General features: G+C 62.0%; 29 protein-coding genes and 1 pseudogene. 19 read left to right on the top strand and 11 right to left on the bottom strand.

What is annotated here, in order from left to right:
- The first annotated feature begins 30 nt into the window (after window positions 1–30).
- Both GKC28_RS07195 and GKC28_RS07200 read left to right on the top strand, forming a co-directional pair.
- Complete coding sequence (locus GKC28_RS07195) at window positions 31–519, top strand: hypothetical protein (protein ID WP_174146227.1); 489 nt, start codon at window positions 31–33, stop codon at window positions 517–519.
- 10 nt (window positions 520–529) lie between these two features.
- Window positions 530–655, top strand: a complete 126-nt coding sequence (locus GKC28_RS07200; RefSeq protein ID WP_174146228.1) for an entericidin — start codon at window positions 530–532, stop codon at window positions 653–655.
- A gap of 118 nt (window positions 656–773) precedes the next feature.
- Here GKC28_RS07200 and GKC28_RS07205 read toward each other — a convergent pair whose 3' ends face one another.
- From GKC28_RS07205 to GKC28_RS07220, 4 genes are read right to left on the bottom strand one after another with little or no spacing between them, the layout of a single operon-like run.
- The gene (locus GKC28_RS07205; RefSeq protein ID WP_174146229.1) at window positions 774–2,261 is read right to left on the bottom strand and encodes a phospholipase D family protein; all 1,488 of its coding nucleotides are present in this window, start codon (window positions 2,259–2,261) and stop codon (window positions 774–776) included.
- Window positions 2,236–3,951: a sensor histidine kinase gene (locus tag GKC28_RS07210; RefSeq protein WP_174146230.1), complete on the bottom strand. Its 1,716-nt coding sequence runs from the start codon at window positions 3,949–3,951 to the stop codon at window positions 2,236–2,238. Before GKC28_RS07210 ends, GKC28_RS07205 begins: the two co-directional genes overlap by 26 nt.
- Before the next feature lie 53 nt (window positions 3,952–4,004).
- On the bottom strand, window positions 4,005–4,562 hold the full coding sequence (locus GKC28_RS07215) for an RNA polymerase sigma factor (RefSeq protein WP_174146231.1): 558 nt from the start codon (window positions 4,560–4,562) through the stop codon (window positions 4,005–4,007).
- Window positions 4,555–4,758, bottom strand: coding sequence for a NepR family anti-sigma factor (locus GKC28_RS07220; protein WP_254604175.1), 204 nt, complete (start codon window positions 4,756–4,758; stop codon window positions 4,555–4,557). The genes GKC28_RS07215 and GKC28_RS07220 overlap by 8 nt, the downstream gene beginning before the upstream one ends.
- An 83-nt stretch (window positions 4,759–4,841) precedes the next feature.
- Between GKC28_RS07220 and GKC28_RS07225 the strand changes: the two genes are divergently transcribed.
- A complete protein-coding gene (locus GKC28_RS07225) occupies window positions 4,842–5,657 on the top strand; it encodes a response regulator (RefSeq protein WP_174146232.1) in 816 nt (271 codons plus the stop codon).
- 155 nt (window positions 5,658–5,812) lie between these two features.
- Here the strand turns inward: GKC28_RS07225 and GKC28_RS07230 are convergent, their stop codons facing one another.
- From GKC28_RS07230 to GKC28_RS07240, 3 genes and pseudogenes are all read right to left on the bottom strand, one after another.
- The gene (locus tag GKC28_RS07230) at window positions 5,813–6,310 is read right to left on the bottom strand and encodes a Dps family protein (RefSeq protein WP_174146233.1); all 498 of its coding nucleotides are present in this window, start codon (window positions 6,308–6,310) and stop codon (window positions 5,813–5,815) included.
- Window positions 6,311–6,432: 122 nt separating this feature from the next.
- Entirely contained in the window at window positions 6,433–6,603 is a 171-nt protein-coding gene (locus GKC28_RS07235; RefSeq protein WP_174146234.1) for a DUF1328 domain-containing protein, read from the bottom strand.
- A 168-nt stretch (window positions 6,604–6,771) separates the two neighbouring features.
- Window positions 6,772–7,394: pseudogene (locus GKC28_RS07240) on the bottom strand (Crp/Fnr family transcriptional regulator).
- 192 nt (window positions 7,395–7,586) lie between these two features.
- On the opposite strand from GKC28_RS07240, the gene GKC28_RS07245 reads away from it, so the two are divergent.
- The 3 genes from GKC28_RS07245 to GKC28_RS07255 all read left to right on the top strand — a co-directional run bounded on the left by GKC28_RS07245 (window position 7,587) and on the right by GKC28_RS07255 (window position 9,512).
- Window positions 7,587–8,006: a hypothetical protein gene (locus GKC28_RS07245; RefSeq protein ID WP_174146235.1), complete on the top strand. Its 420-nt coding sequence runs from the start codon at window positions 7,587–7,589 to the stop codon at window positions 8,004–8,006.
- A gap of 37 nt (window positions 8,007–8,043) precedes the next feature.
- Complete coding sequence (locus GKC28_RS07250; protein ID WP_174146236.1) at window positions 8,044–8,217, top strand: DUF1328 domain-containing protein; 174 nt, start codon at window positions 8,044–8,046, stop codon at window positions 8,215–8,217.
- Window positions 8,218–8,471: 254 nt separating this feature from the next.
- Entirely contained in the window at window positions 8,472–9,512 is a 1,041-nt protein-coding gene (locus GKC28_RS07255; protein WP_174146237.1) for a radical SAM/SPASM domain-containing protein, read from the top strand.
- A gap of 78 nt (window positions 9,513–9,590) precedes the next feature.
- Here GKC28_RS07255 and GKC28_RS07260 read toward each other — a convergent pair whose 3' ends face one another.
- Window positions 9,591–10,388 carry a phytanoyl-CoA dioxygenase family protein gene (locus GKC28_RS07260; protein ID WP_174146238.1) on the bottom strand — a complete coding sequence of 266 codons (798 nt, stop codon included), beginning with the start codon at window positions 10,386–10,388 and terminating at the stop codon, window positions 9,591–9,593.
- Between the two features lie 100 nt (window positions 10,389–10,488).
- On the opposite strand from GKC28_RS07260, the gene GKC28_RS07265 reads away from it, so the two are divergent.
- Window positions 10,489–11,421: a LysR family transcriptional regulator gene (locus tag GKC28_RS07265; protein WP_174146239.1), complete on the top strand. Its 933-nt coding sequence runs from the start codon at window positions 10,489–10,491 to the stop codon at window positions 11,419–11,421.
- On the opposite strand, the gene irrA is transcribed toward GKC28_RS07265, so the two are convergent.
- The gene (gene irrA / locus GKC28_RS07270; protein ID WP_174146240.1) at window positions 11,386–11,802 is read right to left on the bottom strand and encodes an iron response transcriptional regulator IrrA; all 417 of its coding nucleotides are present in this window, start codon (window positions 11,800–11,802) and stop codon (window positions 11,386–11,388) included. The genes GKC28_RS07265 and irrA overlap by 36 nt on opposite strands.
- 215 nt (window positions 11,803–12,017) lie before the next feature.
- On the opposite strand from irrA, the gene fabA reads away from it, so the two are divergent.
- The 3 genes from fabA to GKC28_RS07285 are packed head-to-tail and all read left to right on the top strand — an operon-like array spanning window position 12,018 to window position 14,600.
- The gene (gene fabA / locus GKC28_RS07275) at window positions 12,018–12,527 is read left to right on the top strand and encodes a bifunctional 3-hydroxydecanoyl-ACP dehydratase/trans-2-decenoyl-ACP isomerase (protein WP_174146241.1); all 510 of its coding nucleotides are present in this window, start codon (window positions 12,018–12,020) and stop codon (window positions 12,525–12,527) included.
- A gap of 45 nt (window positions 12,528–12,572) precedes the next feature.
- Window positions 12,573–13,802 (top strand): beta-ketoacyl-ACP synthase I, encoded by a 1,230-nt coding sequence (gene fabB, locus GKC28_RS07280; RefSeq protein ID WP_174146242.1) that lies wholly within the window; start codon window positions 12,573–12,575, stop codon window positions 13,800–13,802.
- A gap of 6 nt (window positions 13,803–13,808) precedes the next feature.
- Window positions 13,809–14,600 (top strand): enoyl-ACP reductase, encoded by a 792-nt coding sequence (locus GKC28_RS07285; protein WP_174146243.1) that lies wholly within the window; start codon window positions 13,809–13,811, stop codon window positions 14,598–14,600.
- Window positions 14,601–14,666: 66 nt separating this feature from the next.
- Here the strand turns inward: GKC28_RS07285 and GKC28_RS07290 are convergent, their stop codons facing one another.
- Window positions 14,667–15,095, bottom strand: coding sequence for a peptidylprolyl isomerase (locus tag GKC28_RS07290; RefSeq protein WP_174146244.1), 429 nt, complete (start codon window positions 15,093–15,095; stop codon window positions 14,667–14,669).
- A 137-nt stretch (window positions 15,096–15,232) separates the two neighbouring features.
- On the opposite strand from GKC28_RS07290, the gene GKC28_RS07295 reads away from it, so the two are divergent.
- The 9 genes from GKC28_RS07295 to GKC28_RS07335 all read left to right on the top strand — a co-directional run bounded on the left by GKC28_RS07295 (window position 15,233) and on the right by GKC28_RS07335 (window position 23,662).
- Window positions 15,233–15,919, top strand: a complete 687-nt coding sequence (locus tag GKC28_RS07295) for a haloacid dehalogenase type II (protein WP_174146245.1) — start codon at window positions 15,233–15,235, stop codon at window positions 15,917–15,919.
- Window positions 15,920–15,926: 7 nt separating this feature from the next.
- Window positions 15,927–16,757 carry an alpha/beta fold hydrolase gene (locus GKC28_RS07300; protein WP_174146246.1) on the top strand — a complete coding sequence of 277 codons (831 nt, stop codon included), beginning with the start codon at window positions 15,927–15,929 and terminating at the stop codon, window positions 16,755–16,757.
- The gene (locus GKC28_RS07305) at window positions 16,754–17,731 is read left to right on the top strand and encodes a threonine/serine dehydratase (RefSeq protein WP_174146247.1); all 978 of its coding nucleotides are present in this window, start codon (window positions 16,754–16,756) and stop codon (window positions 17,729–17,731) included. The genes GKC28_RS07300 and GKC28_RS07305 overlap by 4 nt, the downstream gene beginning before the upstream one ends.
- Window positions 17,732–17,776: 45 nt before the next feature.
- Window positions 17,777–18,973, top strand: coding sequence for an endonuclease/exonuclease/phosphatase family protein (locus GKC28_RS07310; RefSeq protein WP_174146248.1), 1,197 nt, complete (start codon window positions 17,777–17,779; stop codon window positions 18,971–18,973).
- A gap of 70 nt (window positions 18,974–19,043) precedes the next feature.
- Window positions 19,044–19,835, top strand: a complete 792-nt coding sequence (gene pcaD, locus GKC28_RS07315) for a 3-oxoadipate enol-lactonase (protein ID WP_174146249.1) — start codon at window positions 19,044–19,046, stop codon at window positions 19,833–19,835.
- Window positions 19,828–20,538, top strand: a complete 711-nt coding sequence (locus GKC28_RS07320; protein ID WP_174146250.1) for an alpha/beta fold hydrolase — start codon at window positions 19,828–19,830, stop codon at window positions 20,536–20,538. The genes pcaD and GKC28_RS07320 overlap by 8 nt, the downstream gene beginning before the upstream one ends.
- Complete coding sequence (locus tag GKC28_RS07325) at window positions 20,538–21,866, top strand: lyase family protein (RefSeq protein ID WP_174146251.1); 1,329 nt, start codon at window positions 20,538–20,540, stop codon at window positions 21,864–21,866. The genes GKC28_RS07320 and GKC28_RS07325 overlap by 1 nt, the downstream gene beginning before the upstream one ends.
- Before the next feature lie 132 nt (window positions 21,867–21,998).
- Window positions 21,999–23,105 (top strand): Zn-dependent alcohol dehydrogenase, encoded by a 1,107-nt coding sequence (locus GKC28_RS07330; RefSeq protein WP_174146252.1) that lies wholly within the window; start codon window positions 21,999–22,001, stop codon window positions 23,103–23,105.
- Window positions 23,106–23,377: 272 nt separating this feature from the next.
- Window positions 23,378–23,662: a helix-turn-helix transcriptional regulator gene (locus GKC28_RS07335; RefSeq protein WP_174146265.1), complete on the top strand. Its 285-nt coding sequence runs from the start codon at window positions 23,378–23,380 to the stop codon at window positions 23,660–23,662.
- A 157-nt stretch (window positions 23,663–23,819) separates the two neighbouring features.
- Here the strand turns inward: GKC28_RS07335 and GKC28_RS07340 are convergent, their stop codons facing one another.
- Window positions 23,820–24,671, bottom strand: a complete 852-nt coding sequence (locus GKC28_RS07340; protein WP_174146253.1) for a fumarylacetoacetate hydrolase family protein — start codon at window positions 24,669–24,671, stop codon at window positions 23,820–23,822.
- Window positions 24,672–24,687: the final 16 nt, after the last annotated feature.

The following is a 24,687-nucleotide window of genomic DNA, read 5'->3' on the forward strand; positions in this document are numbered from 1 at the left end:
GAGGGGCACAACTGGAAAGGAACTTCGACGATGAAACATCTGATCCGCACCACAACCCTTGTTGCAGCTATTGCCACTGCGGCCTCTGCCGGTTCCATGGTTTCCGAAATCGACGTGACAGCCGATCTGAGCGCAATCGAGAACTATCCGGCGGCCAAGGTCTGGACCAGCCTTGAAACCGACCTGGAAACCGCCCTGGCCGAGAAGCTGGTGGGCCAGATCGCTGAAGCCGGCGCTGAGGACGCGGCGGATATCCATGTGGAGATCGACTCGGTGTCTCTGGCCAGCAATTTCGAACAGGCGCTGGGTGTCGGAGAATGGGTGCTGAAGGGCGATGTGGACATCGACATGGCCGACTCCTCCAAGGACATGCGCTATGACCTGACCGTGTCCGCGGACCAGCTTAACGCCTATTACCCCGAAGGCACCGACCCAGCATCGGTGACCGCTGACAGCGATCTGTTCTATAACGCCGTCATTGATGCCTTTGCAGGAAATGTGGCCTCGAAACTGAAATAAGGAGGCCCGCATGCGTATCCTGATAGCTTTGCTGGCAGTGGCGGGCCTGGCCGCCTGCGAGACTGCCGAAGGCTTCGGCAGGGATGTGTCGAAGCTTGGCAACGAAATCACCGAGGAATCGCAGGAAGCTCAATAGAGCCCTGTAGCGTTTCCTCCCGTCGCCAAGGCCCGGTGCAGGACTGCACCGGGCCTTTCCATGCGACTTGGCTGATGGCTTCAAACCTTCCGGGAACCGTGGCAGAAGCCGGTCCCGGTCAGACAATGTCTTCAGTTGCACCCGGCAAGGGCTGCTGCAGCTCTGCCATCCTGTCCGGATCATGCGGCACCAGCAGCCCGCGCCGTGCCTCGGGGCGGCGCACCTGATTGCGGCGTATTTCCTGCTGCCACCAGCCGGCGGCGCTGGCCGGATCCAATGCCTCCTCCGGCAGGTCTTCCTGCCACCAGTGCCGGGCCAGCGCCTGCCAGAGCTGCGCGATCCGGTCCTTGCGGGTGATCCGCAATGCTGCCTCGGTATCCCAGCGCATTGAGCGCCCGTTGAGATTGGCCGAGCCCACCAGGGCAAAATCCCGGTCGGTGATCAGCGCCTTGCTGTGCACGTAAATCAGCGGAGAGCCCGCCAGAGTCGAGGGCGCATCCCGCGCGGCCATCCGGCGCTGCACCGGGCTGGCGATGCAGGCGCGGGAACCAAAAGCTGCGCTCACGGTCTCAATCGCTTCCGCCTGCAGCGCCATGCCATAGCGGGCATCAAGATCCTGATTGCCGTCGAAGGCGACATCTTCCGGCAAGCCGGGAAGAATGAGGATCAGCGACAGTTCGGGATTGCGGCGGGCGGCATCCGCCAGTCCCTTAGCGATAACGCTGGATCGCAAAAACTGGGTTTCCAGATAGATCAGGCGGCGGGCAGCGGCAAAAGCGGCCAGATGATCTTGTTCGATTTCGCGCAGAACGGTTTTTGGCGACAGCGCCCAAAAGCCTGCACGGCGCGGAACCGACAAGGTGCGACGGATGTGCTTGCGGGCAGGCGGAGGCCTGCGGACGGCAATGTCATCCAGAAAGCTGTCGAGATGATCAGCGGCTTCCTCCGCTTCCGGGCCGCGCAGCAGCAACTGCACATCCGCCCATGTTTTGAACGCGGGCTGATTGTGGGCAGTGGTGTCATACCGGCGGAGGTTCTGATCCAGCCCGCCGATGTAGAGAACCTGCCGGTCGATCACCGCGACCTTCTGATGGTGAGAAACAGGATAGAGCTGCGGCAGACCGCGGTTCGCAGCGGAAGGCCTGAGACGCCGCGGCAGCTTGCGAAGCTTGCGGATCACGAAGGGTGAAAACGCCAGCCGCGGCAGCATGCCTGCCCGCGCTGGATGCAGCGCCGCGGTCACCGACAGGCGCGCGGCCTCTTCCGGCGCAAGCCCGCTGGCAATCTCCTTGGCCTGGGCAAGCGTGTTTTGCGCAGCCGCGTGCAGCGGGGCCGCCATCACCGGGTCAAAGTCGCTCACGATCAGGCGGACATGCACGCCGCGCCGCAGGGCATCAGCGATCAGCTCTGCCCAGGTTTCTCCGGTTTTCCTGGCTTCCGGGCTCAGCAGCCGGGTAGCGAAGTCGAACAGCCGGAAGCTGGCAGTGATCTCCTGCCGGGCTTCAAGCACGGTGCGCTCAAAAGCCGGCCAGGCCTGTTCAGCCGTGACCAGAACTGAAAATTCCGGGCAGGTGAAGTCATCACGCTGCGGGTTCTTCTGCGTCATGATACTGTTCTTTTTCCTGTGCGGCTGGCGGCACCGCGCCAGCGGTAACGGGAAATCCCAGCCGGTAGGTGTAAGCCGCCTCCGTCTCGTCGGTACTGGCAACGCCGTCAAGCTGAGCCGCAAAAGCCATCATCAGCCGTGCACCAATACCGGTACCCTCAACGGCTTCATTCTCAGTGGCCAGCGGCTGCCCCTTGGTATTGGAGATTTCAAGCTCAAGCCAGTCCCGCGCTGTTTCGCGCAGGCGGACATCTATCCGCGGGCGTCCGCCATCAGGCACACCCAGATATTTGACTGCATTGGTCATTGCTTCCGACACCAGCATCGAAAGCGTGACACCCTGATCCTGGCTCAGCGGCACGGGCGCCAGGTCTGTTTCGATCACAATCTCCTGCCCTGTACCGGCGGTCATCGACCCGATTTCCGAGATCAGCTCCTGAATCAGGTCGCGGCTGTCAACGGTTGTGATATCCGGGTTGGTGTTCAGGCTGCGGTGTATGGTGGCCAGCCCCCGCACCCGGCGCTGCAGCTGCGACAGCATCCGGCGGGCCTCGGGCGTCTGTGCTGTGCGGCCCTGCATGTTCATGATCGAGGCGACAAGCTGCAGGTTATTCTTGACCCGGTGGTGCACCTCGCGCAGCAGGATCGTCTTTTCTTGCAAGTCCAGCTCGCGCCTCCGTTCAGCCTCGCTCAGGATGACAACCATCCTGTTAAAAGACTGCTGTGCTTCCTCAAACTCGCGCGGAGGGTTGATGAGTTCCAGCTGAGGGTCTTCGCGCTCTCCCAGCGCATAACGGCGCATGGCCCGGCGCAGCGCGCTGAGGTGGCGGATGACCATTTGCTGCAGGCCGAGGACTGCCACGGAGATCCCGGCAAGCCACATCAGCACAGGGAATGCCAGGGTCATCAGCGAAGCGGGGTTTCTGGCCGCGGTCATGGCGTTTTCCACCGGCCAGCTGCCGACAACCGAAACCTGGCCGGAAAGAATGTCGCTGACAGCAAAAAACCGTTCGTCGCCTGAACGGTCATCTTCGAAAAATGTTTCCCCGGTGTGCTCCAGAAGATCCCGCCGCGGCACCGAAACCGGCAACACCTGCGCAGCCTCCTCTTCCGGAACGCTGGAGGAAAGGATCTCGCCCTGCGCGTCGATTGTCACGTACTGGATGCCCCGCTCGGACAAGTTCTTGCCGGATCTGGCTCCGGCCACCTTGTGCGGGATGGCAATGGAAACATAGCCCAGCAAAATGCCGTCGCCTTGCACCGGGCTGGTGGCCAGCAGGAACGAGCCGCCTTCCCCCAACAGGTCCCGGCCCAGAGCAAAAGACAACTGCGACGTCTGGCGGGCTTTCAGGTACATCCAACGATCAGACACATCCCGCGCCTTGCCGTCTGATGCGCAAACCATCCGGCCATCCGGCGTAATGAAGGCGGCGAAAGTGAACGGGTTTGGGCCTTCTGTGAAGGCTTTAAGAAGATCGTTGCAGGCGCGGCGATCTTGCAGAACTGGAAGTATAGCCGCCGCGACCCCTTCTGTGGCGCCGCCCGCACGCTGCAGCAATTCGCGTTCCCTGGATGCCGCGCGTTCGGTCTGGTCAAGCAAGGACGCATGCGACAGCCGGGTGGCTTCATCTACAACGGCATTGGTCTGGTAGAGCGCGATCAAGCCCAGCGGCAGCAGCGCAAATGTCATCAGCGCTGCGAGCCGGACCAAAAGCCCCCCTGCCTGCAACCGCGGCATTGCAATCATGCGGCGCTCTGCTGCGCGACAATCCCTGCTGTAACGGAGTCGGTCAGCTCGATCTGACCGTCTTCGTCCAGGTCCATCAGCTCAGCCAAGCGGGCGCGGGCGCGGTTCACCCGGCTCTTGATGGTGCCGGTTTTAACGCCGCACATCTCGGCGGCCTCATCGTAGGAAAAACCGCCTGCGCCGACCAGCACCAGCGCCTCGCGCTGCTCATCGGTCAACTGGGCAAAGGCCGTCTGGAAATCGCGCAAATGCAGCCGCCCGTCGTGATCGGGTTTTTGCGCCAGGCTGCCCGACAGTGCCCCATCGGCATCCTCGACCTCGCGCTTGCGCTTGCGGCGCAGCGAATAAAAGGTGTTGCGCAGGATCGTGAACAGCCAGGCACGCATGTTGGAGCCAGCTTCGAATTTCTCGATATTGGTCCAGGCCTTGACCAGAGTCTCCTGCACCAGGTCATCGGCAGTGGCGCTGTTGCGGGTCAGACTGATGGCGAAGGCGCGCAAGGCGCCCAGATGGTTGATCAGGTCGTCCCTTGGGTCAAGCTGTGTCTCAGTCATTTGAGGTACTCTCCCCTGACTGCTTCGCCTTCTCCAAGGCCTCCTTTTCCTTCAGCCGTTTCAGCAGGTCTGTGAACCGGTCCGGCACCGGTTCGCTGGCGACCTGCTCGAACGCCCGCTTGAGGTTTTCATCGATTTCGCGGTCGGCCTGCTTATTCCGGGGCCGGGCACGTTGAGGCTGTGTCATGCGATCCATCAAATTTTTGCGCAGTTTCTGGAACCAAACGCGCGGCGGGGCGTATAGTTCCATATATATTGTAAAAAAGGGAACGTCGCACAATGACCGCTCAATCGGGAGAACTGATCGCCAGCCAGATTGGCGCCAACCTGCCCTATCTGCGCCGCTATGCGCGTGCGCTGACAGGCAGCCAGAGCAGCGGCGACAAATATGCCCTGGCGGCGCTGGAGGCGATCCTGGCCGGGGAAGCCGAGTATGACAGCAGCCTGTCACCCAAGGCCGCCCTGTTCCGGGTCTTCCATGCAATCTGGTCTACCACCGGGGCACCGGCAGGCGAAGATGAGACCGACACCGGGCTTGCCGCCAAGGCGCAAAGGCATCTGCGCCAGCTGACGCCGAACACCCGTGAAGCATTGCTGCTGCACACCATTGAAGAATTCAGCGCCGCCAGCACCGGCGTCATCATGGGGGTCAGCGAAGATGAGGCATCCGATCTGATTTCAATCGCTTACGAGGAAATGTCGCGCGCAACTGCCGGGCGGGTGATGATCATCGAGGACGAGGCCGTTATCGCCATGGACCTGGAAGCCATCGTCACGGGTATGGGCCACAGTGTCACCGGTATCGCCCGGACCGAGGCTCAGGCAATGGAGCTTGCATCCGGCGCCCCCTCCGACCTTGTGCTCTCTGATATCCAGCTGGCCGACAATTCCAGCGGCATTGACGCCGTGAACGGCATTCTGGAAAAACACGGCGATCGCCCGGTTATTTTCATCACCGCCTACCCCGAACGGCTGCTCACAGGGGAAGGTCCTGAACCGGCCTTTCTGATTTCCAAACCCTATACGGAGGAGCAAGTCCGTTCTGCCGTCAGTCAGGCGATGTTCTTCTCTTCGACGGAAACACTGAAGGTCTGAAGACTGCTCTTTAGTTTCCTCAGAATTGTCCGGACCGTTACTGCGGTCCGGCTTGCTGTTGATATCTACCAAAAAGCCCCCAGCCGAAGGTCCGGCCGGGGGCTTTGACTTGCCCTGCCCAGAATACGCAGGCAGGGCAGCGGAAAAATTCAAGACTACGACTTGGCGATTGCCCGCAGCATCCAGGCGGCCTGTTCATGGAAGGCAGACCGCGCGGTTGCCAGGTCCTCTGTCACGATATCGCGGCGGCGGCCTGCAAGTTCAGCAAGCGCATGCATCCGCAGTGCGATCCGCGCATGGCTTTCAGCCAGATCCTGGGCCATCTCACCGGCGCTGAGCTCTCCGCCGGGATCTTCGATCTTGGACCGGTTCAGCACTTCGTCCATGCGCGATGGCGCCAGGTGCCCCAAGGCGCGGATGCGCTCTGCCAGGTCATCGGCCGCGGAGAACATGTTCTCATACTGCTCTTCCGTCAGCTTGTGCATCGAGTAGAAGGCCGGGCCTTCCACATTCCAGTGGCAGGCATGGGTCTTGAAGACCAGTCGGTAGGTATCTGCAAGCACATCCGCCAAGCCGTCAGCGATTGCGCCGGTGTCCCTGACGCCGGTTTCAACTTTGTCGGGGCTTGGGACGGCGGTTAGTGCGCCAGTCATGGGATACTCCTTTTCCTGTTGCAGGTTACGTACGTTAGCGGAAACGCAGGCGGGGCCAGATTGTTCCGCCCGGCCAGCAAGAAAATGCCCGGTGTCTGCAAGAGGTCACGCGCAGAACGCCTTCAGCGGGAAGCGCCGCGAAGCAGCCGGACGATCAAGGCTGCCGCGAAGAGAAGCAAAAAGATGTAGAACAGGATCTGTGCGATCCCTGCGGAGGCCGTGGCAATGCCGCTAAATCCGAAGATGCCGGCGATGATTGCAACGGCCAGGAAGACTACTGCCCAGTAAAGCATGCCTATACCTTTCTGTTGCGGATTTCACCTACCCAACCCGCAGCCGTTGAAAATGTTCCATGCCACTGGCATTGCATTATTTGGAGATTGTTGTGCTGGTCCTGCCGGACAGCGGGTTAGGCTGTTGCCGTTTCAGAATGAGCAACGGGCAGGCCGCTTCCGGGCTCGTCAGATCAGCGGCCGGATATCCGGGGCGGGGTCTTCGATCAACGCAATTTCAGCGAGCGCTGGTATGTTTTTGATCTTCAGCATCCCGTCCTGCCATTCCGCCAGCTTGGCGTCGCGCAAGGTCTTCAGCATTTTGTTTGTGTGCACCAGGGACAAACCAAGCGCATCGGCAAGGTCCTGCTGGCGGTAGGGCAGCGGCACCGCGTTCTTCACCTCCATCCCGACTGCCTTCAGCCGCTCATAGATCCTAACCAGCGCCCAGGCGATGCGCTGCCGGGCGTCCCGCTGACCAAGCGAAGCAATGGTTTCCCCCAGGAAATGCTCCTCTACAGCGGCAATCCAGGTCAGATCGTAGGCCCGCTCGGGGTGGTGCTGGAACAGTTCGAACAGCGCAGACCGGCGGAACACGCAGAGCGTCATGCTGGTGGTTGCTTCAACGGAATGCTTCATCTCGCCCAAAAGCCCCGCCTGCAGACCGGCGAAATCGCCCGGGAACAGGAAATTAATCACCTGCCGCCTGCCGTTTTCCAAGGTTTTGCAGCGCGCCCCATGCCCTTGAGGACAGTGAATAGCTGCGGACTGTTTGATCCTTCCAGAAGGATGGTGGTGCCTGCATCCACCATTTCACCGGTTTTGAAAGATTGGGTGAAGGCGACTTCTTCGCGTGACAGTGGCTTGAAAACACCACGCTTGCGCAGCGGGCAGTTCTGTCAGGCGGTCGCAGACATCATCATTCCCCTTCTGATCTATGTCACAGTTTAATGCGCCCGAGGCCGAATAGTTCCAGAATAGCAGGCCATAAGGGGAACGAAGCAATGGAGCGGCTGAACCGCGGGTGCCCGCATGTCTACCTGATTGCGTCAAGGAACTATCTGGTCACCTGCGATATCTGCGACGCCATACTGGACTTTGATCCTGCCGCGGAAATCAGCGTGCTGAGGAGCCAGGAAGCGGCCCTGCCAGCCCTGTCGCGCTACCGCGGGATCGCAGTGGCCTTCATGGAATGCGGATCTGAAATGGTAGCTGGCCTCAGGATTGACCAGATTGCTTGCAGCCGCGGCGGCAGGCTGGTCCTGATGGGCCGTGAAGCCGAGAGAGAACTGGAAAGGCAATCCCAACTGCTGCTGTGGCCAGTGCTTGCCAGACCGGTATCAACCCGGATGATCATGAGCCATCTGATGCCGCTGGGCGAGCGGCCAGGGAACAAAACCCGTGTCCGGGGGTTGATATTCTGACTGCTGCTTCCGGCAGCCCCTGAAAAGGAGAAGAGACATGCTTGGTTGGGCAATAACATTTCTGGTGATCGCACTGGTCGCAGCTCTGCTTGGATTCGGCGGCATTGCCGGCGCATCTGCCGGCATCGCAAAGATCCTATTCGTCATTTTCCTGATCCTCTTCGTTGTCGCAATGGTTGCGCGCGTAGTGAAGGGCAAGCCGCCCGTTTAACACTGTTCTGACGCTTCGTTCCGGCGACTTTAATCCCTCGAATGCGCGGCCGGATGATGGCCTCCCGGGCGAGCCGTCATCCGCCCTGTTTGGCCAGAAGCATGCTGCCGGCAACTCCACCGGCCCGCTCAGACTGCAGTTCCGATTGCGGCCAAGACTCACGCTTTGCTCACGCCGCGTTACCAGGCAAGCACTTGCCATGCGGGCCGCGGCCATTAAGGTTGTTCGTGCACGCACTAATCGGAGACGGCCAGATGCAAGACCTCACTCCCGCCCCGGACCTCAAGCCGGTTTCTGCGCAGCCTGACCTGCCGGACAATCCTCCGGGGCTGCACGAGCGGGCACTGCATTTCCTGGCCCGGTTCCTGCCGCTTGCCTATTTCCGGCGGCCGCCCAAGATCATCATCATCGACGCAACCAACAGCTGCAACCTTCGCTGCCCGGTCTGCCCGGTGACCTTTGCGATGAAGCGCAAGCGCGGCATGATGAAGCCGCATGTGTTCCGCAAGATCATCGACGATTTCAAAGACCAGCGGGAAAAGCCTGCGATCTACTTCAGCTTTTCGGGCGAACCCACCCTGCACAAGGATCTGCCGGACTTTATAGCCTACGCCCATGAAAACGGCCACGACACTTATCTATCGACCAATGCCACCCGCCTGACGCCCGAGATGAGCGAGCGGCTGATCCGGTCCGGCCTTGCCCGGGTGAACCTGTGCATGGACGGTTTTTCCAAGGAAGCGCAGGAGACCTACCGGGTCAACTCCGACTTCGACAACGTCAAGGCCAGCATCGAAGAATTCCTGAGCATCAAGAAGCAGATCGGCTCCAAGTCGCCTGTCACCGTGCTGCAGACGCTGCTGACCAGCTATTCGGAACCGCAAATGGACGAAATGGAGGCCTGGGCCAAAGATGCCGGTTTCGACCGGGTCCGGTTCAAAACCTTCTCGATCGGGTCCTACACCTCAGCCGACCAGAAACGCGAATTTGCCCATTTCCTGCCGCGCCAGAAGGAACTGCGCCGCCACCCGCGTCACACCAGCCATGCCATGTGCACAGTGCCACTGTTCCAGTCGGTGGTTTTCTGGAATGGCGATCTGGGCCTTTGCTGCATTGACTACGACCAAGTGATTCAACTGCCGAACGTCGAACAGGACGGCTTCCTTGCCGCTTACCGCTCTGACGAGGCCGCCCGCGCCCGCAAGCGCGGCTTTCTCAAGCAGTTCGGCATCTGCAAGACGTGTTCGTTTTCAAACGCCGAAAATATGGGCATCCGCCGCGACCTGAAGAAGTAGCCCCGCCCGGCCCTTCTTCTCTGGAAAATACTCCGGGGGTGAAGGCCGAAGGCCTGAGGGGGCAACACCCCCTCCCTTCTACCGCTGCAGCAGGATCGGGAACCAATCCTCACGCAAGCGCTGGCCAGGCTGCATATCATGGCCCGGGAAGGGCGGCGAAGTGCGGCCCGGGCGCTCCACATAGCGCGCGTCATCGCCCACCAAGCGCAGCGAGAATGCGCGGCGGCGCGAGGTGGAAGTATTGCCGCGGGCGCCGTGCAGGGTCTTGTAGTTGAAGGCCACCGCATCGCCCGGCTGCATCGGGTATTCCAGCACCGTCATGCCCTCGGCATCCGGGTCCGGGACGGCCATGTACTGGCCTTCATCCGGGAAGAAATCCTCTTCCGACACCCAGCGGGTCGGCAGCACTTCCTTCTCCCATTTATGCGAGCCGGCCACACAGCGCAGTGTGGCCTCCTTCACCTCATCCAGCGGCGACCAGAAGCTGATGGTCTGCTGACCCTCGACGAAGTAATAGGGCCCGTCCTGATGCCAGGGGGTCGGCATCGAGGTGCCCGGCTCCTTGACCAGCACATGATCATGGAACATCTGCACCGAAGTGGATTTCATCAGATCGGCTGCGACTTCTGCAACAGGAGACTCTTGAATCACCTGCCGGAACTCAGGGATCCGGGTCCAGTTGCAGTAATCGTCAAAGAAGCGTCCGGTCTGGCCTGCCTTTTCGTTGTTCGAGGCATAGGGGCCCGGGTTGTCGATGTTGGCGGCGACGCCCGCACGCAGCAGCTCGACCTGGTTCGCAAACAGGCCGCGGATCAGCACCACGCCGTCACGCTGGAATTGTTCGACATGCTCCGGGGTGATGAGGGGATGGACCATTGCTGCCTCCGCTGCTGATTGATGCAATTCTGATGCGCTCTTCCTGCCGCGGCCCATGGCATAGTTTCAAATCATATCTTTCTAATATACCCTTCGCCCCATGTTATACCTAACTTTGCGCCACTATGAATACATCTGTGCTGTGGCCCGGCACGGCAGCCTGTCAGCCGCGGCTGATGCCGTGCATGTGAGCCAGCCTGCGCTCTCCGCTGCGCTCAGCCGGATTGAGGACCACCTGGGCCACCCGCTGTTCCTGCGCCGCCGCGGGGCGGCGTTGGCAATGACGCCGCTGGGCAGGCGGTTTGCGGAAAAAGCCCAGGCGCTGCTGGAACAGGCTGCTCTTCTGGAGAATCCAAATGCTGCGGGCGCCGGGCAGCAGCGGCTGGCGCTGGTCTGCTTCTCGGACCTTGCCCCCTTTCTGCTGGCGCCGGCGCTGAAGGCGTTGCGCGAGGCCTTGCCCGAAGTGGAAATCAGCCACAAGGCCTGCGGGTTTGAGCCGCTGATAAATGCTCTTTCTGAAGGAGAAGCGGACCTGGCGATCACCTATGACCTGGGGCTTGACGCAGGCTTTAGCCGGGCAGAATTGCAGCGGTTGTCACCGCATGCGCTGGTGCCGCCGGACCACCCTTTGGCTGCACGCAGCGGGATATCCCTGTCGGAGCTGGCGGAGCACCCGCTGGTTCTGTCGCAGGAGGGCCTGTCGATGCATCATATGCTGGGTTTGTTCAAGGCGCATGGGCTGGTGCCGCAGATTGCGCACCGGGCCGGCTCGCTGGAGCTTCTGCGCAGTCTTGCGGCCAACGGTGAGGGCGTTGGCATCAGCTACAGTCTGCCGCCTGGCAGGATGAGCTATGACGGCAAAGCCTTAAGCGCAATACGGGTCACGGATGCGGGGGCTGAAGAACCGGTGATTCTGGCTGCGCATGCGGATCTGCCCGAGACGTCCGCGGCGCATCAGGCGCATTGCATACTAAAATCAGCGCTGAATGCCGCCCGGTCAGACCTTGCGCAAACGGATCACTACGTCGACTGAAGCGATTTCCATCCCCTCCGGCGCTTCCGGCAGTTTGTGGATCACAAGGTCCTGCGCGGGGGCATCGCTGACGCGGCCCTCATCCTCCCAGAAGAAATGGGGATGGTCGTGGGTATTGGTGTCGAAATAGCTTTTCGAGCCGTCCAACGGGATCTCCTGCAGCACGCCAGCATCGCAAAAGGCGCGCAGCGTGTTGTAAACCGTGGCCAAAGACACCGCAGCCCCGTTTTTCTTGGCCGACTCGAACAGGCTTTCGGCGGTAATGTGGCGGTGCTTGCCGTCGCCCACCAGCAATTCGGCGAGCGCAACCCGCTGCCGGGTGGGTCTCAGCCCGGCATCTGTCAGCCAGCGTGTGGCCACTTCTTCGCTGTTCGGCGTCATGAGCAGGTCCTGCTTCGCGTTGCTGACCGTATATATAGGAGCAACACCCAGGGTTTTTCAAATGAAATTCATTCGCAGCTGGCAGGCCAGATCCGATGCGCCTGTGGCACATTCAGTGCAGGAAGTGACGCGGGGTACCCTTGCAGGACCCTTTGGCCGGGTGTTACAGGGATCCAGATATATATACACGAACCTCAGGCAGGAGATGCGCCCGAATGGCCGATTACCCCAGCAGCTTTGACAAGGACGATTTGCTGAAATGCGCGCGGGGCGAGCTGTTCGGTCCCGGCAACGCCCAGCTGCCGGCGCCGCCGATGCTGATGATGGACCGCATCACCGAGATTTCCGGTGACGGCGGCGAGCACGGCAAGGGCCATGTGATTGCGGAGTTCGACATCACCCCGGACCTGTGGTTCTTTGACTGCCATTTCCCCGGCAACCCGATCATGCCCGGCTGCCTGGGCCTGGACGGCCTGTGGCAGCTGACCGGCTTCAACCTGGGCTGGCGCGGCTGGCAGGGCCGCGGTTACGCGCTGGGTGTGGGCGAAGTGAAGCTGACCGGCATGGTACGCCCGGACCGCAAGATGCTGACCTACCGCGTGAACTTCACCAAAGCCGTGCAGACCCGCCGCCTGACCATGGGTGTCGCCGACGGCATCGTCGAGGCGGACGGCGATGTGATCTACCAGGTCAAAGATATGAAAGTGGCCCTGTCCGAAAGCTGATACGCTTTCCGGCAGGACAAAAGTCACAGAAACAGGAGTACGCACATGCGCCGCGTCGTCGTCACCGGTTTGGGGATTGTCTCCTCCATCGGGAACAATGCCGAAGAGGTCACCGCCTCTTTGAAGGCCGGGAAATCCGGTATCGTTGCCAGCCCGGAAATGGCTGAGCACGGCTTCCGCAGCCAGGTGGCCGGCACGCTGAAGATCGACGTGGCCGAGCATGTGGACAAACGCACCCTGCGGTTCATGGGCCCCGGTGCCGCCTACGCGCATATTGCGATGAGCCAGGCGATTGCCGATGCGGGCTTGTCCGAAGACCAGGTGGTCAACGAGCGCACTGGCCTGGTGGCAGGCTCCGGCGGCCCGTCGACCTCTGCCATGCTGACCGCGCATCAGACCGTGCTGAAATCCGGTGCAACCAAGCGCATCGGTCCCTTTGCAGTGCCGAAATGCATGTCCTCGACGATCTCCGCGAACCTTGCGACCGCCTTCAAGATCAAAGGCATCAACTATTCGATCACTTCGGCCTGCTCGACCTCGCTGCACTGCATCGGCAATGCAGCCGAGCAGATCATGATGGGCAAGCAGGACGTGATGTTTGCCGGCGGCGGCGAGGAGCTGGACTGGACCCTCAGCTGCCTGTTCGACGCCATGGGCGCGATGTCGTCGAAAAAGAACGACGACCCGGAGAAAGCCTCCCGCGCCTTTGATCAGGACCGCGATGGGTTCGTGATCTCCGGCGGCGGCGGCATCGTGGTGCTGGAGGATCTGGAGCATGCGCTGGCCCGCGGCGCCAAGATCTATGCAGAGGTGACCGGCTTTGCCGCAACTTCTGACGGCCACGATATGGTGGCGCCGTCCGGCGAGGGCGGCGAGCGGGCGATGCGGCTGGCGCTGTCGACCCTGCCCGAGGGCCGCAGGGTGGATTACATCAACGCGCACGGCACCTCGACCCCGGTCGGCGATGTTGGCGAAGTTGAAGCCGCCCGCCGGGTGTTCGGCGAAGGCAATGTGCCGCCGATCTCCTCCACCAAGTCGATGACCGGCCACGCCCAGGGCGCTGCCGGCGCGCTGGAGGCGATCTTCTGCCTCCTGATGCTCGACAATGACTTCATCACCCCGTCGATCAACGTCGACACCCTCGCCGACGGCATCCAGCCGGGTGAGATTGCCACCAGCCTGGTGGAAAACGCCGGCCTCGACTCGGTGATGACCAACAGCTTCGGCTTTGGCGGCACCAACGGGTCGATGGTTCTGAGCAAGTACAAGGGATAAGCGACGATGGCAGGACTGCTGACAGGCAAACGCGGCCTGATTATGGGCGTGGCCAACGACCGCTCCATCGCCTGGGGTATTGCCAAGGCGATGGCGGACGCAGGGGCCGAGCTGGCCTTCACCTACCAGGGCGAGGCTTTCGGCAAGCGGCTGGAGCCGCTGGCGCAGAGCGTTGGATCGGATTTCATGGTCGACGTGGATGTGACCGACGATGCCTCGCTGGACGCTGCGTTTGAGCAGCTGGCGGGACGCTGGCCCGCGATTGACTTTGTGGTGCACGCGATTGCCTACTCGGACAAGAACGAGCTAACCGGCCGTTTTCTGGACACCAGCCGGGCGAACTTCAAGAACTCACTGGATATCTCCGCCTATTCCTTCATCGAAGTCGCACGCCGCGCCTATCCGCTGATGAAGGATAACGGCGGTACCCTGCTGACCCTGACCTATCAAGGTTCGAACCAGGTGGTTCCGAACTACAACGTGATGGGAGTGGCCAAGGCAGCGCTGGAATCGGCAACCCGTTATCTGGCCAACGACCTGGGCCCGGAAGGAATCCGCGTGAACGCGATCTCTCCCGGCCCGATGAAGACACTGGCCGGAGCTGCCATCGGCGGCGCGCGCAAGACATTCAAGCACACCGCGCAAAATGCGCCGCTGCGTGACAACGCGACGCTGGAGGCCGTTGGCGGCACAGCGGTTTATCTGGCATCGGATGCAGGCGCCTGCACCACCGGCGAGATCATCCGGGTCGATGGCGGCTTCCACATCCTGGGGATGCCGCAGCCGGATCACCTGTAACGGCCCTCATTTGCTCCGGCATCGACAAAAAAGGCGCCACTCTGGGCGCCTTTTCCTTTTGCTGGTTCAGTTTACTGAAACCAACTCGATATCGAACACCAAGTCCTTACCCGCCAGGAAATGGTTGGCGTCCAGCGTCACGGTTTCGTCGCTGACTTCAACCACCGTCACCGGCAGCACCTGTCCGTCGGGGCTTTGCATCTGCAGCTGGGTGCCGAGGTCCAACGGGATGTCCGCCGGAATGCCCTCGCGCGGGATTTCCTGGCGCGCAGCAGGGTTGATCGGCCCGTAAGCTTCGGTGCAGGGGATTTCGAGGGTTTTCTTGTCGCCAGTGCTCATGCCCTCAAGGCCTGCATCCATGCCCGCGATCACATGGCCTGCACCAACGGTGAACTCCAAAGGGTCGCGCCCTTCGGAACTGTCGAAAACGGTGCCATCCGTCAGCTTGCCAGTGTAGTGGATGCGCACGGTGTCGCCGTTCTTTACCCCGGTCATGAGACCTCCAATCGGTTACGGTTTGATAAAGGGGCGCAGCCTAGCGCCCCCGGACGCGATGTAAACCCGTATGGGTACAATTTCCTGCTTTGCCCCTCCTGCCGCATCATGCAAGTCTCGCCGCAGGGGAGCGAACCATGCCAATTACCACCTGTATCTTCGACGCCTACGGAACTTTGTTCGATGTCGCCGCTGCGGCAAGGCAGGCCGCTGGCGAACCCGAGTTTCCGCACCTGCGGGACAGTTGGGCGGAGCTCGCCAGCCACTGGCGGCTGAAACAGCTGCAGTACACCTGGCTGCGGGCCATCACCAATGCACACGCCGATTTCTGGGACGTGACCCAGGACGGGCTGGACTGGGCTATGGAGGCGACGGGGCTTCACGGCGATAAGGCGCTGCGCCAGCGGCTCCTGGATCTGTACTGGGAGCTGCAGGCCTACCCGGAAGTCCCTGCGATGCTGCAAGCACTGAAGGACGCGGGCATGAACACTGCAATCCTGTCGAACGGTTCTCCCGCGATGCTGGATGGCGCGGTGCAGTCAGCGGGACTGGGGGGCGTGCTGGATGATGTGCTGTCGGTGGAAAGCGTCGGCATCTTCAAACCCGACGCCCGGGTTTACGATCTGGTCGGAAAGCGGTTTGGCTGCGCACCGGAAGACGTGCTGTTCGTTTCCTCCAACGGCTGGGATGCTGCGGGCGCTTCCGGCTATGGCTTCGCCACCGCCTGGGTGAACCGAGCCGGCGAGCCAGTGGACCGGCTGCCCTGGAAACCCGCGCATATCCTGCCGGATCTGACGACTATCCCTGACCTCGCCAAGGACTGAAGCGCTCATGCCACATTTTGACACTTCTGACGGACTGCGGCTGCATTACTCAGATGCGGGCTCAGGCTCGCCGCTTCTGTGCCTCGCCGGCCTGACCCGGGATAGCCGGGATTTCCGCTACTTCGCGCCGCATGCCGCACGGTACCGGATGATAACGCTGGACGCGCGCGGACGCGGGCAGTCGGATCATGACCCGTACTTCTTGAATTACAACGTTCTGCGCGAATCACAGGACGTGCTGGCGCTGCTGGATCATCTGGGCCTCGGCCAAGCTGCCATCCTTGGCACCTCCCGCGGCGGGCTGGTCGCGATGACGCTGGCGGCGATGGCCAAGGACAGGCTTTCGGCGGTGATCCTGAATGACGTCGGTCCGGAGATCCCACCCGGGGGCATTGCAAGGATCATGGAATACGTGGGCCGCCGCCCGGCGGCAAAGACCTGGGAACAGGCTGCTGAGACCCTCAGCGCCTTGATGGCACCCGCTTTTCCTGACGTGCCCGCTGCCCGCTGGAAGGAGGAGGCAGAAGCCTTTTATGACCAAACGCCGGAGGGGCTTTCCCTGCGCTATGACCCGCGCCTGCGCGACGCGCTGCTGGCGCAGGCAGAAGCGGGCCCGCCGCCGGATCTTTGGCCACTGTTCCTGGCGCTGGACGGCCTGCCCTGCGGCGTGATCCGCGGCGCGAACTCCGATATTCTGGGCGCCGGAACCTTCGCGGAGATGCAGCGCCGCCTGCCCGCGTTGCAGGCCGCCGAAATAGCGAACCGCGGCCATGTGCCCTTTTTGGACGAGCCGGACGCGCTCGCCCTCATCCATTCAGTTCTGGACCAGATCAGATGACCTCAATTGCCATGATCGAAGCCGCGGCGGAGCGGCTGAAGGGCCATGCCCGCAAGACTCCGCTTCTGTCCTCGCCGTTCCTGGACGAGATTGCCGGGCGGCGCCTGCTGGTGAAGGCGGAATGCCTGCAGCACACTGGATCCTTCAAGTTCCGCGGCGGCTGGTCGGCGGTCTCGGCGCTGAGCGAAGAAGAGCGTAAGCGCGGCGTGATCGCCTACTCCAGCGGCAACCATGCGCAGGGCGTGGCCGCCGCAGCCAAGGCGCATGAGGCGCCGGCAGTGATCGTTATGCCAGCGGACGCGCCGCAGCTGAAAATCCGGAACACCCGCGATCTGGGCGCCGAGGTGGTGCTGTATGACCGTGCGGGCGGCGAAAGCCGCGAGGCGGTTGGCGCCTTGCATGCGGAAGCACGAGGGCTGACGCTGATCAAACCCTATGACGAACCACTGGTGATTGCCGGTCAAGGCACCTGCGGGCTAGAAATTGCCGAACAGGCCGAGGCGGAAGGCGTCAGCACGGCGGATGTGCTGGTAAACTGCGGCGGCGGCGGGTTGTCCTCGGGCATCGCCCTTGCGCTTGAAGCCCGTGCGCCGGGGCTGAGTGTCCGGCCGGTGGAACCCGAGGGTTTCGACGACGTAACCCGCTCCCTGGCCTCGGGTGAGGTGCAGCAAAACCCCAGCCTGTCCGGCTCCATCTGCGACGCCATCCTGACGCCGCAGCCGGGGGATATCACATTCCCGATCCTCAACCGCCTGTGCGGGCCGGGCATTGTGATCACAGAGGACGAGGCGCTGCAGGCCATGGCGCTGGCCTTCTTGCGGCTGAAGATCGTGCTGGAGCCCGGCGGGGCCGCATCGCTGGCGGCAGCCCTGTTCCACGCGGGCCAGATTGAAGGCGGTGCGGTGATTGCTGTGGCAACCGGCGGCAACGTCGATGCAGAGCTGTTCCGGGAAGCGCTCTCGCGTTATGCTTGAGACCTGGCCGCGCGATGGTCCGCGCGGCAGCCAAGGGGACACGTCATGACACGTTTCACCATCGCCTCGTTCAACGTCAAAAACCTGATCGGCCCGGAGCGGGAATACTACCGCTTTCAAAGCTACACGCCTGAAGAGTACGCGTGGAAGGCGGATTGGATGGCCGACCAGCTGCTGACGCTGAACGCCGACATCGTCGGGTTTCAGGAAATTTTCGAGGAGGCGCCTTTGCGGCAGGTGGTCGCCGAGGCGGACCGCCGCGGGGCAGAGGCCAATGCGGCCAGCATCCCGGATCCAGCGAAACGCTATCACCGCAAGGCAATTTTCCAGAAACTGGCCTATGGCTCCTATGCCGAGGCGGAGCTTGCTTTTGCCCCCAACCTTAATGACACCGGCAAGCCGGGCAAGCGGCGGCCCGGACTGGCGGTGCTTTCACGATTCGGGTTTGAGGGCGAGCCTGAGGTAATTCAGGATCTGGCACAGCCATTGGACATACCTATGGCCTGTCTCGGTGAGGAAGAAGATGCAGGTTTTTATACCCTGCGGCGGCTGTCGCGCCCGATCCTGAAGGTGCGGGTGCCCGTGGGCGATCAGGTGATCAGCGTATTCAACTGTCATCTGAAGTCGAAACTTGGTGAATACATCAAGCCGCAAGGCGCCCCCTACCCGCCCGAGACCGTGCTGACGGCCTATGATGCTGCGGGCCGGGCTATGGGTGCGCTGCGCGCGGCGTTGCGGCGGATGGGAGAAGCCTGGGTACTGCGCCGCGCGGTGCTGGACGAGCTGGATCAGGGGCGCCCCGTGATGGTGCTGGGGGATTTCAACGACGGCGAACATGCGGTCAGCAGCGAGATTATCTCCGGTGAGGTGCCGTTCAGGAACTATGCCTGGACGCTGAGGCATAACGCCGAGCATCCGGGCGACCGTTACAGCGAGGAGGAGGATGTGCAGATCCGGGAAGCTATCGACCGGGTGCGGCTGCGCTCGGCAGAGAACATGTTCCTGCGGAAATCCCTGCGCGATGTGGTCTACACTACTGCATTTGGCGGCGTGCATGAGAGTATAGACCAGATCTACATGTCCCGCCATTTTGACCCGGATTGGCACGGAGCGGTCGGCAAGATGCACTACTACAGCGTCTTCAACGACCATCTTACCGATGGCAGCCACCCGGAAGCCCCATACAACAAACTCGCTTCCGATCACGGCCAGATCATGGCCCATATGGAACTGCGCAGCTGAACCCTGCCGATTGCTTTACCTCCCAGCTCCGGAACAGGTAGACTGCGGCGGAGCAGAGATGAGGTACCCCATGCAGATCGCAGACCTGGGCGACGTCCAGCTTCACTACCGCATTGACGGCGACGCAGGCGGCGCCCCCATTGTGTTTGCCAATTCACTCGGCACGGACCTGAGAGTCTGGGATGCTGTGGTGGAAAGGCTGCCCGCAGGATTGCGCATCATCCGCTACGACAAGCGCGGGCATGGGCTGTCCTCCTGCCCGCCTGCCCCCTATTCAATGGGCGCGCTTGTGCGGGATGCGGAGCGGCTGCTGGACTACCTGGAAGTGCGCGACTGCATGTTCGTGGGCCTGTCGATCGGCGGCATGATCGCGCAGGGGCTGGCGGTGAAGCGGCTGGACCAAATCCGTGCGCTGGTGCTGTCGAACACCGCCGCCAAGATCGGCACCACCGAGATGTGGAAAGAACGGGTTCGGACCGTTCAAAGCGACGGCATTGAGGCACTGGCCGATGCGGTGATGGAGCGCTGGTTTGCCCGCGGCTTCCGGTCAGCGCCGGCGCTGCAACTGTGGCGCAACATGCTGATTCAGCAATCCCGCGATGGTTATGCGGGCTGCTGCGCGGCGATTGCGGGCACCGATTTCTACACGCCGACCAGCGGTCTGCGGCTGCCCTGCCTTGGCATCGCAGGATCCGAGGACGGCTCCACCCCGCCCGACCTGGTGCGTGAAACGGTGGACCTGATCCCCGGCAGCCAGTTTCATCTGATCCGGCGCGCAGGCCATATTCCTTGCGTCGAGCAGCCGGATGAATTCGCTGACCGCCTGGCGGCCTTCCTGAGGGAGACCGGGCACATTGGCTGAGTTTCTTCTTGTTCACGGTTCCTGCCACGGCCCATGGTGCTGGCGCGACGTGGTCCCGGCGCTTGAGGCCCGGGGCCACACTGCCCGCACCATCAGCCTGCCCGGCCATGCCGACGGGCGTGATCCCGCGGGGGTTACACTGGCCGAAACGGCGGAGGCAGTCGCCGCGGCTTCCACCCCGGACACCCTGATCGTCGGGCATTCCTGGGGCGGTTTTCCCATTTCTGCGGCCGCGGAGGCGCATCCAGAGCGATCGCGCGGGCTGATCTATCTTTGCGCCTATCTGCCGGTCAGCGGTATGTCCCTTATCGGCATGCGCAAGGCAGGGCCCCGGCAGACCCTGGAAGGCGCAACCCGGAAGAACGAGGCAGGCACCGCATACAGCCTGGTGCCGGAGACCACGCCGGACCTATTCTATCACGACTGCCCGGCCGAAGCGGTGCGCTTTGCCATGGAAAACCTCTGTGAACAGCCAATCCTGGCGCAGGACACGCCGGTCCACCTGAGCGAACGGTTCGAGGGCGTGCCCAAGGCCTACATCCGCTGCACCGAAGACCGGGTCATTCCGCCGGAATACCAGGCTCAGATGGCGGCCCGCCTGCCGCCCCGGCGGGCACATGATATGAACACATCCCATTCGCCCTTCTTCGCCGACCCTGAAGGTCTGGCAGAGCTGATGGGGCAGATTGCAAAGGACTTCTGATGGCAGGTACTGTCTTTGACAGCCAAATCTATGGCGGCCTATTCAGCAGCGGCGAGGCCAGCCGCCTGTTCTCGGACAGCGCCGAAGTGCGCGCCATGCTGCTGGTGGAGGGCGCGCTGGCCAAGGCGCAGGGCGAAGCAGGTGTGATCCCGCCGGAAAGCGCGGCTGCGATCGGGCGTGCTGTGGTCGAGATCGCCGTCGACCCGGGTGTTCTGAAACGGCCCGCGGGGCAGAACGGTGTGCCGGTTCCGGGGCTGGTGGCCGCATTCCGCGAAGAAATGAAGGCGCCCGAGCATGCGCAGTATGTGCATTGGGGGGCCACCTCGCAGGACATCATGGACAGCGCGCTGATGCTGCGGCTGCGCCAGGCACTGGCGCTGGTTGAGGCGGATGTGAAGACCGCAGTCCAGTCGCTGGGCAAACTGGCCAAGGCGCATGCCGAGCGGCCGATGGCTGCCCGCACCTACGGACAGCACGCGACCCCGACCAGCTTTGGCGCGGTGGCGGCGGGTTGGGGCACCCCGCTGCTGAACCTGCTGGAAGAGCTGCCCGGCTTGCGCCAGTCCTGCCTGATGGTGTCCCTATCAGGTGCGGCCGGAACCTCCAGCGCTTTGGGAGCGAAGGCGGCGGAGGTGCGCTCTGCCATGGCTAAGGGGCTGGCCCTGCAGGATCCCGGGCGCAGCTGGCATACCGACCGCACTCCGGTTCTGCGCATCGCGGACTGGCTGCTCCGTGTGACACTGGCCTTTGGCAAGATCGGCGAGGACTGCACTGCACTTGTGCAAAGCGGTATTCAAGAGGTATCGCTGGGTGGAACGGGGGCCTCCTCCACCATGCCGCAGAAACAGAACCCGGTGGCGCCTTCGGTGCTGGCGGCGCTGGCCCGGCAGAGCAGCGGCTTGTTCGCGGTTCTTCAGCACGCCTCAATACAGAAGCATCAGCGCGACGGCGCGGCCTGGTTCACCGAATGGATGTGCCTGCCGCAGATTGTTCTGGGCGCTGCCACCTCCGCAAATACCGGCAAAGAGTTGTGCGCGGGTATTGCCCCGCGCGCTGAGGCAATGGCGGCAGCGCTCTCGGCGGGGCTGGGCCTGATCCACGCAGAGGCACTGAGCTTTTCGCTGGCAGCGCAAATGCCGCGGCCTGAAGCCCAGGCGGCGGTGAAGGCCTTGTGCCAGGAGGCTCAGGCCTCGCAAACCCCACTGCGGGACCTTGTGGCGCGGGGCTATCCGGACTTGGATACGGATGCCTTGTTTTCCCCCGCCAGGCAGATGGGCCTTGCCCCGTGGGACGCTTTGCAGTTCAGCAAGCGTGCCGACAGCCTGTGAGACTCCTGAAAGGATTTCACCTGGGTTTGTGTCGCGTTATTCCGTGACGTTACTACACGCACCGGCTGGCACATTGCTGCTTGATGCAGCTACCTTGGCACGCCACCCTGACGGCAAACGGGGAGGAAGATCATGCAAACCATCAAAGCCGCTGTCTGCCATAAATTCGGCGCCCCTCTGGTCATTGAAGAGGTGCAACTGGCAGCGCCTAGAATGGGGGAGGTCGAGGTCACGCTGGACGCAGTTGCGATCTGCCACAGCGACATTTCCTTTGCCGAAGGCGCCTGGGGCGGGCATCTGCCTGCGGTTTACGGCCACGAGGCCGCCGGAGTGATCACCGGGGTCGGCGCAGGCGTGCAGGGTTTTGCCATGGGTGACTCCGTAGTGGTCACGCTGATCCGCAGCTGCGGCACCTGCCCCTCCTGCGCAAGCGGCAAGCCGGTTATCTGCGAAACATCATTTGACACGTTGAATGGCCCCTTGAAAACGGCCAAGGGCGATCCGCTGGACCAAGCGATGGCGTGCGGTGCCTTTGCCGAGAAAGTGGTTGTGGACCAGCGGCAGATCGTCAGGATCCCCGCAGAAATGAACAAGGATGCAGCAGCTCTGATCTCTTGCGGAGTGATCACCGGTGTGGGTGCGGCAGTCAATGCGGCCCGGCTGCGTGCAGGACAGGACGTGGTGGTCATCGGCGCAGGCGGTGTAGGCCTCAACGCCATTCAGGGTTCCCGGATTGCTGGCGCCCGCCGCATCGTCGCCGTTGACATGAGCCCAGAGAAACTTGAGACCGCCAAGGTGTTTGGCGCCACCCACGGGGTGCTCGCAACTGATGCGAAACCCTGGAAAACCGCCCAGGAGGCACTTGGCGGACGCGGCGCTGATGCTGTCCTGGTTACAGTTGGCGCAATTCCCGCCTATGATCAGGCGCTGCGCTATTTGGCGCGCGGCGGCAAGGCTATCCTGATCGGCATGCCGCATTCGGGGGCAACGGCCGCGTACGAACCGGTTGTTCTGGCTGCCCTGGGCCAGGGTCTGACCGGCTCCAAGATGGGTGATACCGTGATCCAGCGGGACATTCCCTGGATCGTTGATTTGTATCAGCAGGGGCGGCTGAAGCTGGAAGAGCTGATCTCCGGCCGCTGGTCTCTGGAGCAGATCAACGAGGCTATCGCTGACACCAAGACCGGAAGCGCCAAGCGGAACGTCATCGTATTCAACCAAGGCAGCACAGCAGGCTGACTTGACGCGAGGACCACCTTAGAGGCCGCCGGCAGTTTTGCGCGCGCTTTCTCGCCCTCGGTCAATGACCAATTTGCCGGTCCCATCGGGTTCGGCCTTGGCAAGCGCAGCTATGCTCATGCAGGCACCCTACCGGTGGCTCTCCGCCGATACAGGAGCGAAACGCAACTTCTGGATGCCTCGGTCGGCTTCAACGGGCAGGCTGTGGGAAGACAGCAGGAATTGAAGCAGTGCCACCTACAAAGAGTGACCGCTACCCGCCAGAAACCAACATGCGGGAAGGAGCTGCAGCTGCGACGGCTTTCCTGAAAACCCTCGCGCATGACGGCAGGCTAATGATCCTTTGCCATCTGAGCTCCGGGGAGAAATCAGTCAGCGAACTGGAAGCGCTCTTGGACCTGCGCCAAGCAGCAGCGAGCCAAATGCTGGCCCGGCTGCGGGAGGGCGGGCTCGTGGAAGCCCGGCGCGATGGCAAAGCGGTGTTTTTTTCTCTGAGCAACGACAACACAGAAGAGATGATTGCCCTGCTCCACAAGCAATTCTGCGATGGCGGCTAAGTGCCAATTCTTTAAACTGACAGCTTGCGGGGCAGCGATTTGAAGAATTGTTTCTTCATGGAGGCCCGGTTTGCACCGCGTCTAAATTCCCAACATGCTCCAGCGGCGCTTTACCTTTCAGTCGCAGGGGAGATGCCTGTAACGTCAGTTTATTTGATTATACATCGTCTGCCCTGACTTTCTGCGTCTGAACTCCAAGCCCTTCGATCTCCAGCTGCATCACATCGCCAGGCCTTAGATAAACCGGCTCAGGCTTAGCCCCCATTCCGACGCCCGGCGGCGTTCCGGTTGCAATCACGTCACCGGGATGCAGCGTCATCAGCTGGCTCAGGTGAGAGATGATCTCCGCAACAGTAAACACCATTCTACTGGTATTGCCTGTCTGCCGCCGAGAGCCATTCACATCACAGGTCAGCCAAAGGTTTTGCGGATCAGGCACCTCATCCCGGGTAACCAGCCATGGGCCTATAGGTCCAAAAGTGTCGCAGCTTTTGCCCTTGGTCCATTGACCTGTAAGCTTGGTCTGAAAATCCCTTTCCGACACATCGTTGATCACGCAATACCCTGCGACATGCTTCAGCGCTTCGGCCTCGGTCACGTATTTCGCTTCGGTGCCGATCACCACGCCCAGCTCAACCTCCCAGTCAGATGCGGCGGAGCCGCGGGGCAGGATAACGTCATCGTCCGGCCCGCAGATCGACGACGTTGCCTTGAGGAACAGGATCGGGTGCTCTGGCAGAGCCATTCCCATTTCCTCGGCGTGATCAGTGTAATTCAGGCCGATACCAAGAAATTTTCCAGGCTGCCCGACACAGGGACCTAGGTCCGGTGTGCCCTCCACCAGCGGCAGTTTGCCAGGGTCCAAGGCAGCCAGCCGGGCCAGCGCGCTATCGCTTAACGCCGCTCCTGAAATATCGGGCACGTAGGCGGACAAGTCCCGGACCGCGCCCGAACTGTCCAAAAGCCCCGGGCGCATCTCTGAACCCATGCGGTATCGAAGCAGTTTCATTTCACTTTCTCCCGCG

The sequence above is a fragment of the Leisingera sp. ANG59 genome (assembly GCF_013317235.1).
Lineage (GTDB): Bacteria > Pseudomonadota > Alphaproteobacteria > Rhodobacterales > Rhodobacteraceae > Leisingera.

Excerpts from the sequence above, each read along its gene's own strand:
- GKC28_RS07195 (WP_174146227.1), top strand. The coding sequence starts at position 31 with ATGAAACATCTGATCCGCACCACAACCCTTGTTGCAGCTATTGCCACT.
- GKC28_RS07200 (WP_174146228.1), top strand. The coding sequence starts at position 530 with ATGCGTATCCTGATAGCTTTGCTGGCAGTGGCGGGCCTGGCCGCCTGC.
- GKC28_RS07205 (WP_174146229.1), bottom strand. The coding sequence starts at position 2,261 with ATGACGCAGAAGAACCCGCAGCGTGATGACTTCACCTGCCCGGAATTT.
- GKC28_RS07210 (WP_174146230.1), bottom strand. The coding sequence starts at position 3,951 with ATGACATTTGCGCTGCTGCCGCTGGGCTTGATCGCGCTCTACCAGACC.
- GKC28_RS07215 (WP_174146231.1), bottom strand. The coding sequence starts at position 4,562 with ATGACTGAGACACAGCTTGACCCAAGGGACGACCTGATCAACCATCTG.
- GKC28_RS07220 (WP_254604175.1), bottom strand. The coding sequence starts at position 4,758 with ATGGATCGCATGACACAGCCTCAACGTGCCCGGCCCCGGAATAAGCAG.
- GKC28_RS07225 (WP_174146232.1), top strand. The coding sequence starts at position 4,842 with ATGACCGCTCAATCGGGAGAACTGATCGCCAGCCAGATTGGCGCCAAC.
- GKC28_RS07230 (WP_174146233.1), bottom strand. The coding sequence starts at position 6,310 with ATGACTGGCGCACTAACCGCCGTCCCAAGCCCCGACAAAGTTGAAACC.
- GKC28_RS07235 (WP_174146234.1), bottom strand. The coding sequence starts at position 6,603 with ATGCTTTACTGGGCAGTAGTCTTCCTGGCCGTTGCAATCATCGCCGGC.
- GKC28_RS07245 (WP_174146235.1), top strand. The coding sequence starts at position 7,587 with ATGGAGCGGCTGAACCGCGGGTGCCCGCATGTCTACCTGATTGCGTCA.
- GKC28_RS07250 (WP_174146236.1), top strand. The coding sequence starts at position 8,044 with ATGCTTGGTTGGGCAATAACATTTCTGGTGATCGCACTGGTCGCAGCT.
- GKC28_RS07255 (WP_174146237.1), top strand. The coding sequence starts at position 8,472 with ATGCAAGACCTCACTCCCGCCCCGGACCTCAAGCCGGTTTCTGCGCAG.
- GKC28_RS07260 (WP_174146238.1), bottom strand. The coding sequence starts at position 10,388 with ATGGTCCATCCCCTCATCACCCCGGAGCATGTCGAACAATTCCAGCGT.
- GKC28_RS07265 (WP_174146239.1), top strand. The coding sequence starts at position 10,489 with ATGTTATACCTAACTTTGCGCCACTATGAATACATCTGTGCTGTGGCC.
- irrA (WP_174146240.1), bottom strand. The coding sequence starts at position 11,802 with ATGACGCCGAACAGCGAAGAAGTGGCCACACGCTGGCTGACAGATGCC.
- fabA (WP_174146241.1), top strand. The coding sequence starts at position 12,018 with ATGGCCGATTACCCCAGCAGCTTTGACAAGGACGATTTGCTGAAATGC.
- fabB (WP_174146242.1), top strand. The coding sequence starts at position 12,573 with ATGCGCCGCGTCGTCGTCACCGGTTTGGGGATTGTCTCCTCCATCGGG.
- GKC28_RS07285 (WP_174146243.1), top strand. The coding sequence starts at position 13,809 with ATGGCAGGACTGCTGACAGGCAAACGCGGCCTGATTATGGGCGTGGCC.
- GKC28_RS07290 (WP_174146244.1), bottom strand. The coding sequence starts at position 15,095 with ATGACCGGGGTAAAGAACGGCGACACCGTGCGCATCCACTACACTGGC.
- GKC28_RS07295 (WP_174146245.1), top strand. The coding sequence starts at position 15,233 with ATGCCAATTACCACCTGTATCTTCGACGCCTACGGAACTTTGTTCGAT.
- GKC28_RS07300 (WP_174146246.1), top strand. The coding sequence starts at position 15,927 with ATGCCACATTTTGACACTTCTGACGGACTGCGGCTGCATTACTCAGAT.
- GKC28_RS07305 (WP_174146247.1), top strand. The coding sequence starts at position 16,754 with ATGACCTCAATTGCCATGATCGAAGCCGCGGCGGAGCGGCTGAAGGGC.
- GKC28_RS07310 (WP_174146248.1), top strand. The coding sequence starts at position 17,777 with ATGACACGTTTCACCATCGCCTCGTTCAACGTCAAAAACCTGATCGGC.
- pcaD (WP_174146249.1), top strand. The coding sequence starts at position 19,044 with ATGCAGATCGCAGACCTGGGCGACGTCCAGCTTCACTACCGCATTGAC.
- GKC28_RS07325 (WP_174146251.1), top strand. The coding sequence starts at position 20,538 with ATGGCAGGTACTGTCTTTGACAGCCAAATCTATGGCGGCCTATTCAGC.
- GKC28_RS07330 (WP_174146252.1), top strand. The coding sequence starts at position 21,999 with ATGCAAACCATCAAAGCCGCTGTCTGCCATAAATTCGGCGCCCCTCTG.
- GKC28_RS07335 (WP_174146265.1), top strand. The coding sequence starts at position 23,378 with ATGCGGGAAGGAGCTGCAGCTGCGACGGCTTTCCTGAAAACCCTCGCG.
- GKC28_RS07340 (WP_174146253.1), bottom strand. The coding sequence starts at position 24,671 with ATGAAACTGCTTCGATACCGCATGGGTTCAGAGATGCGCCCGGGGCTT.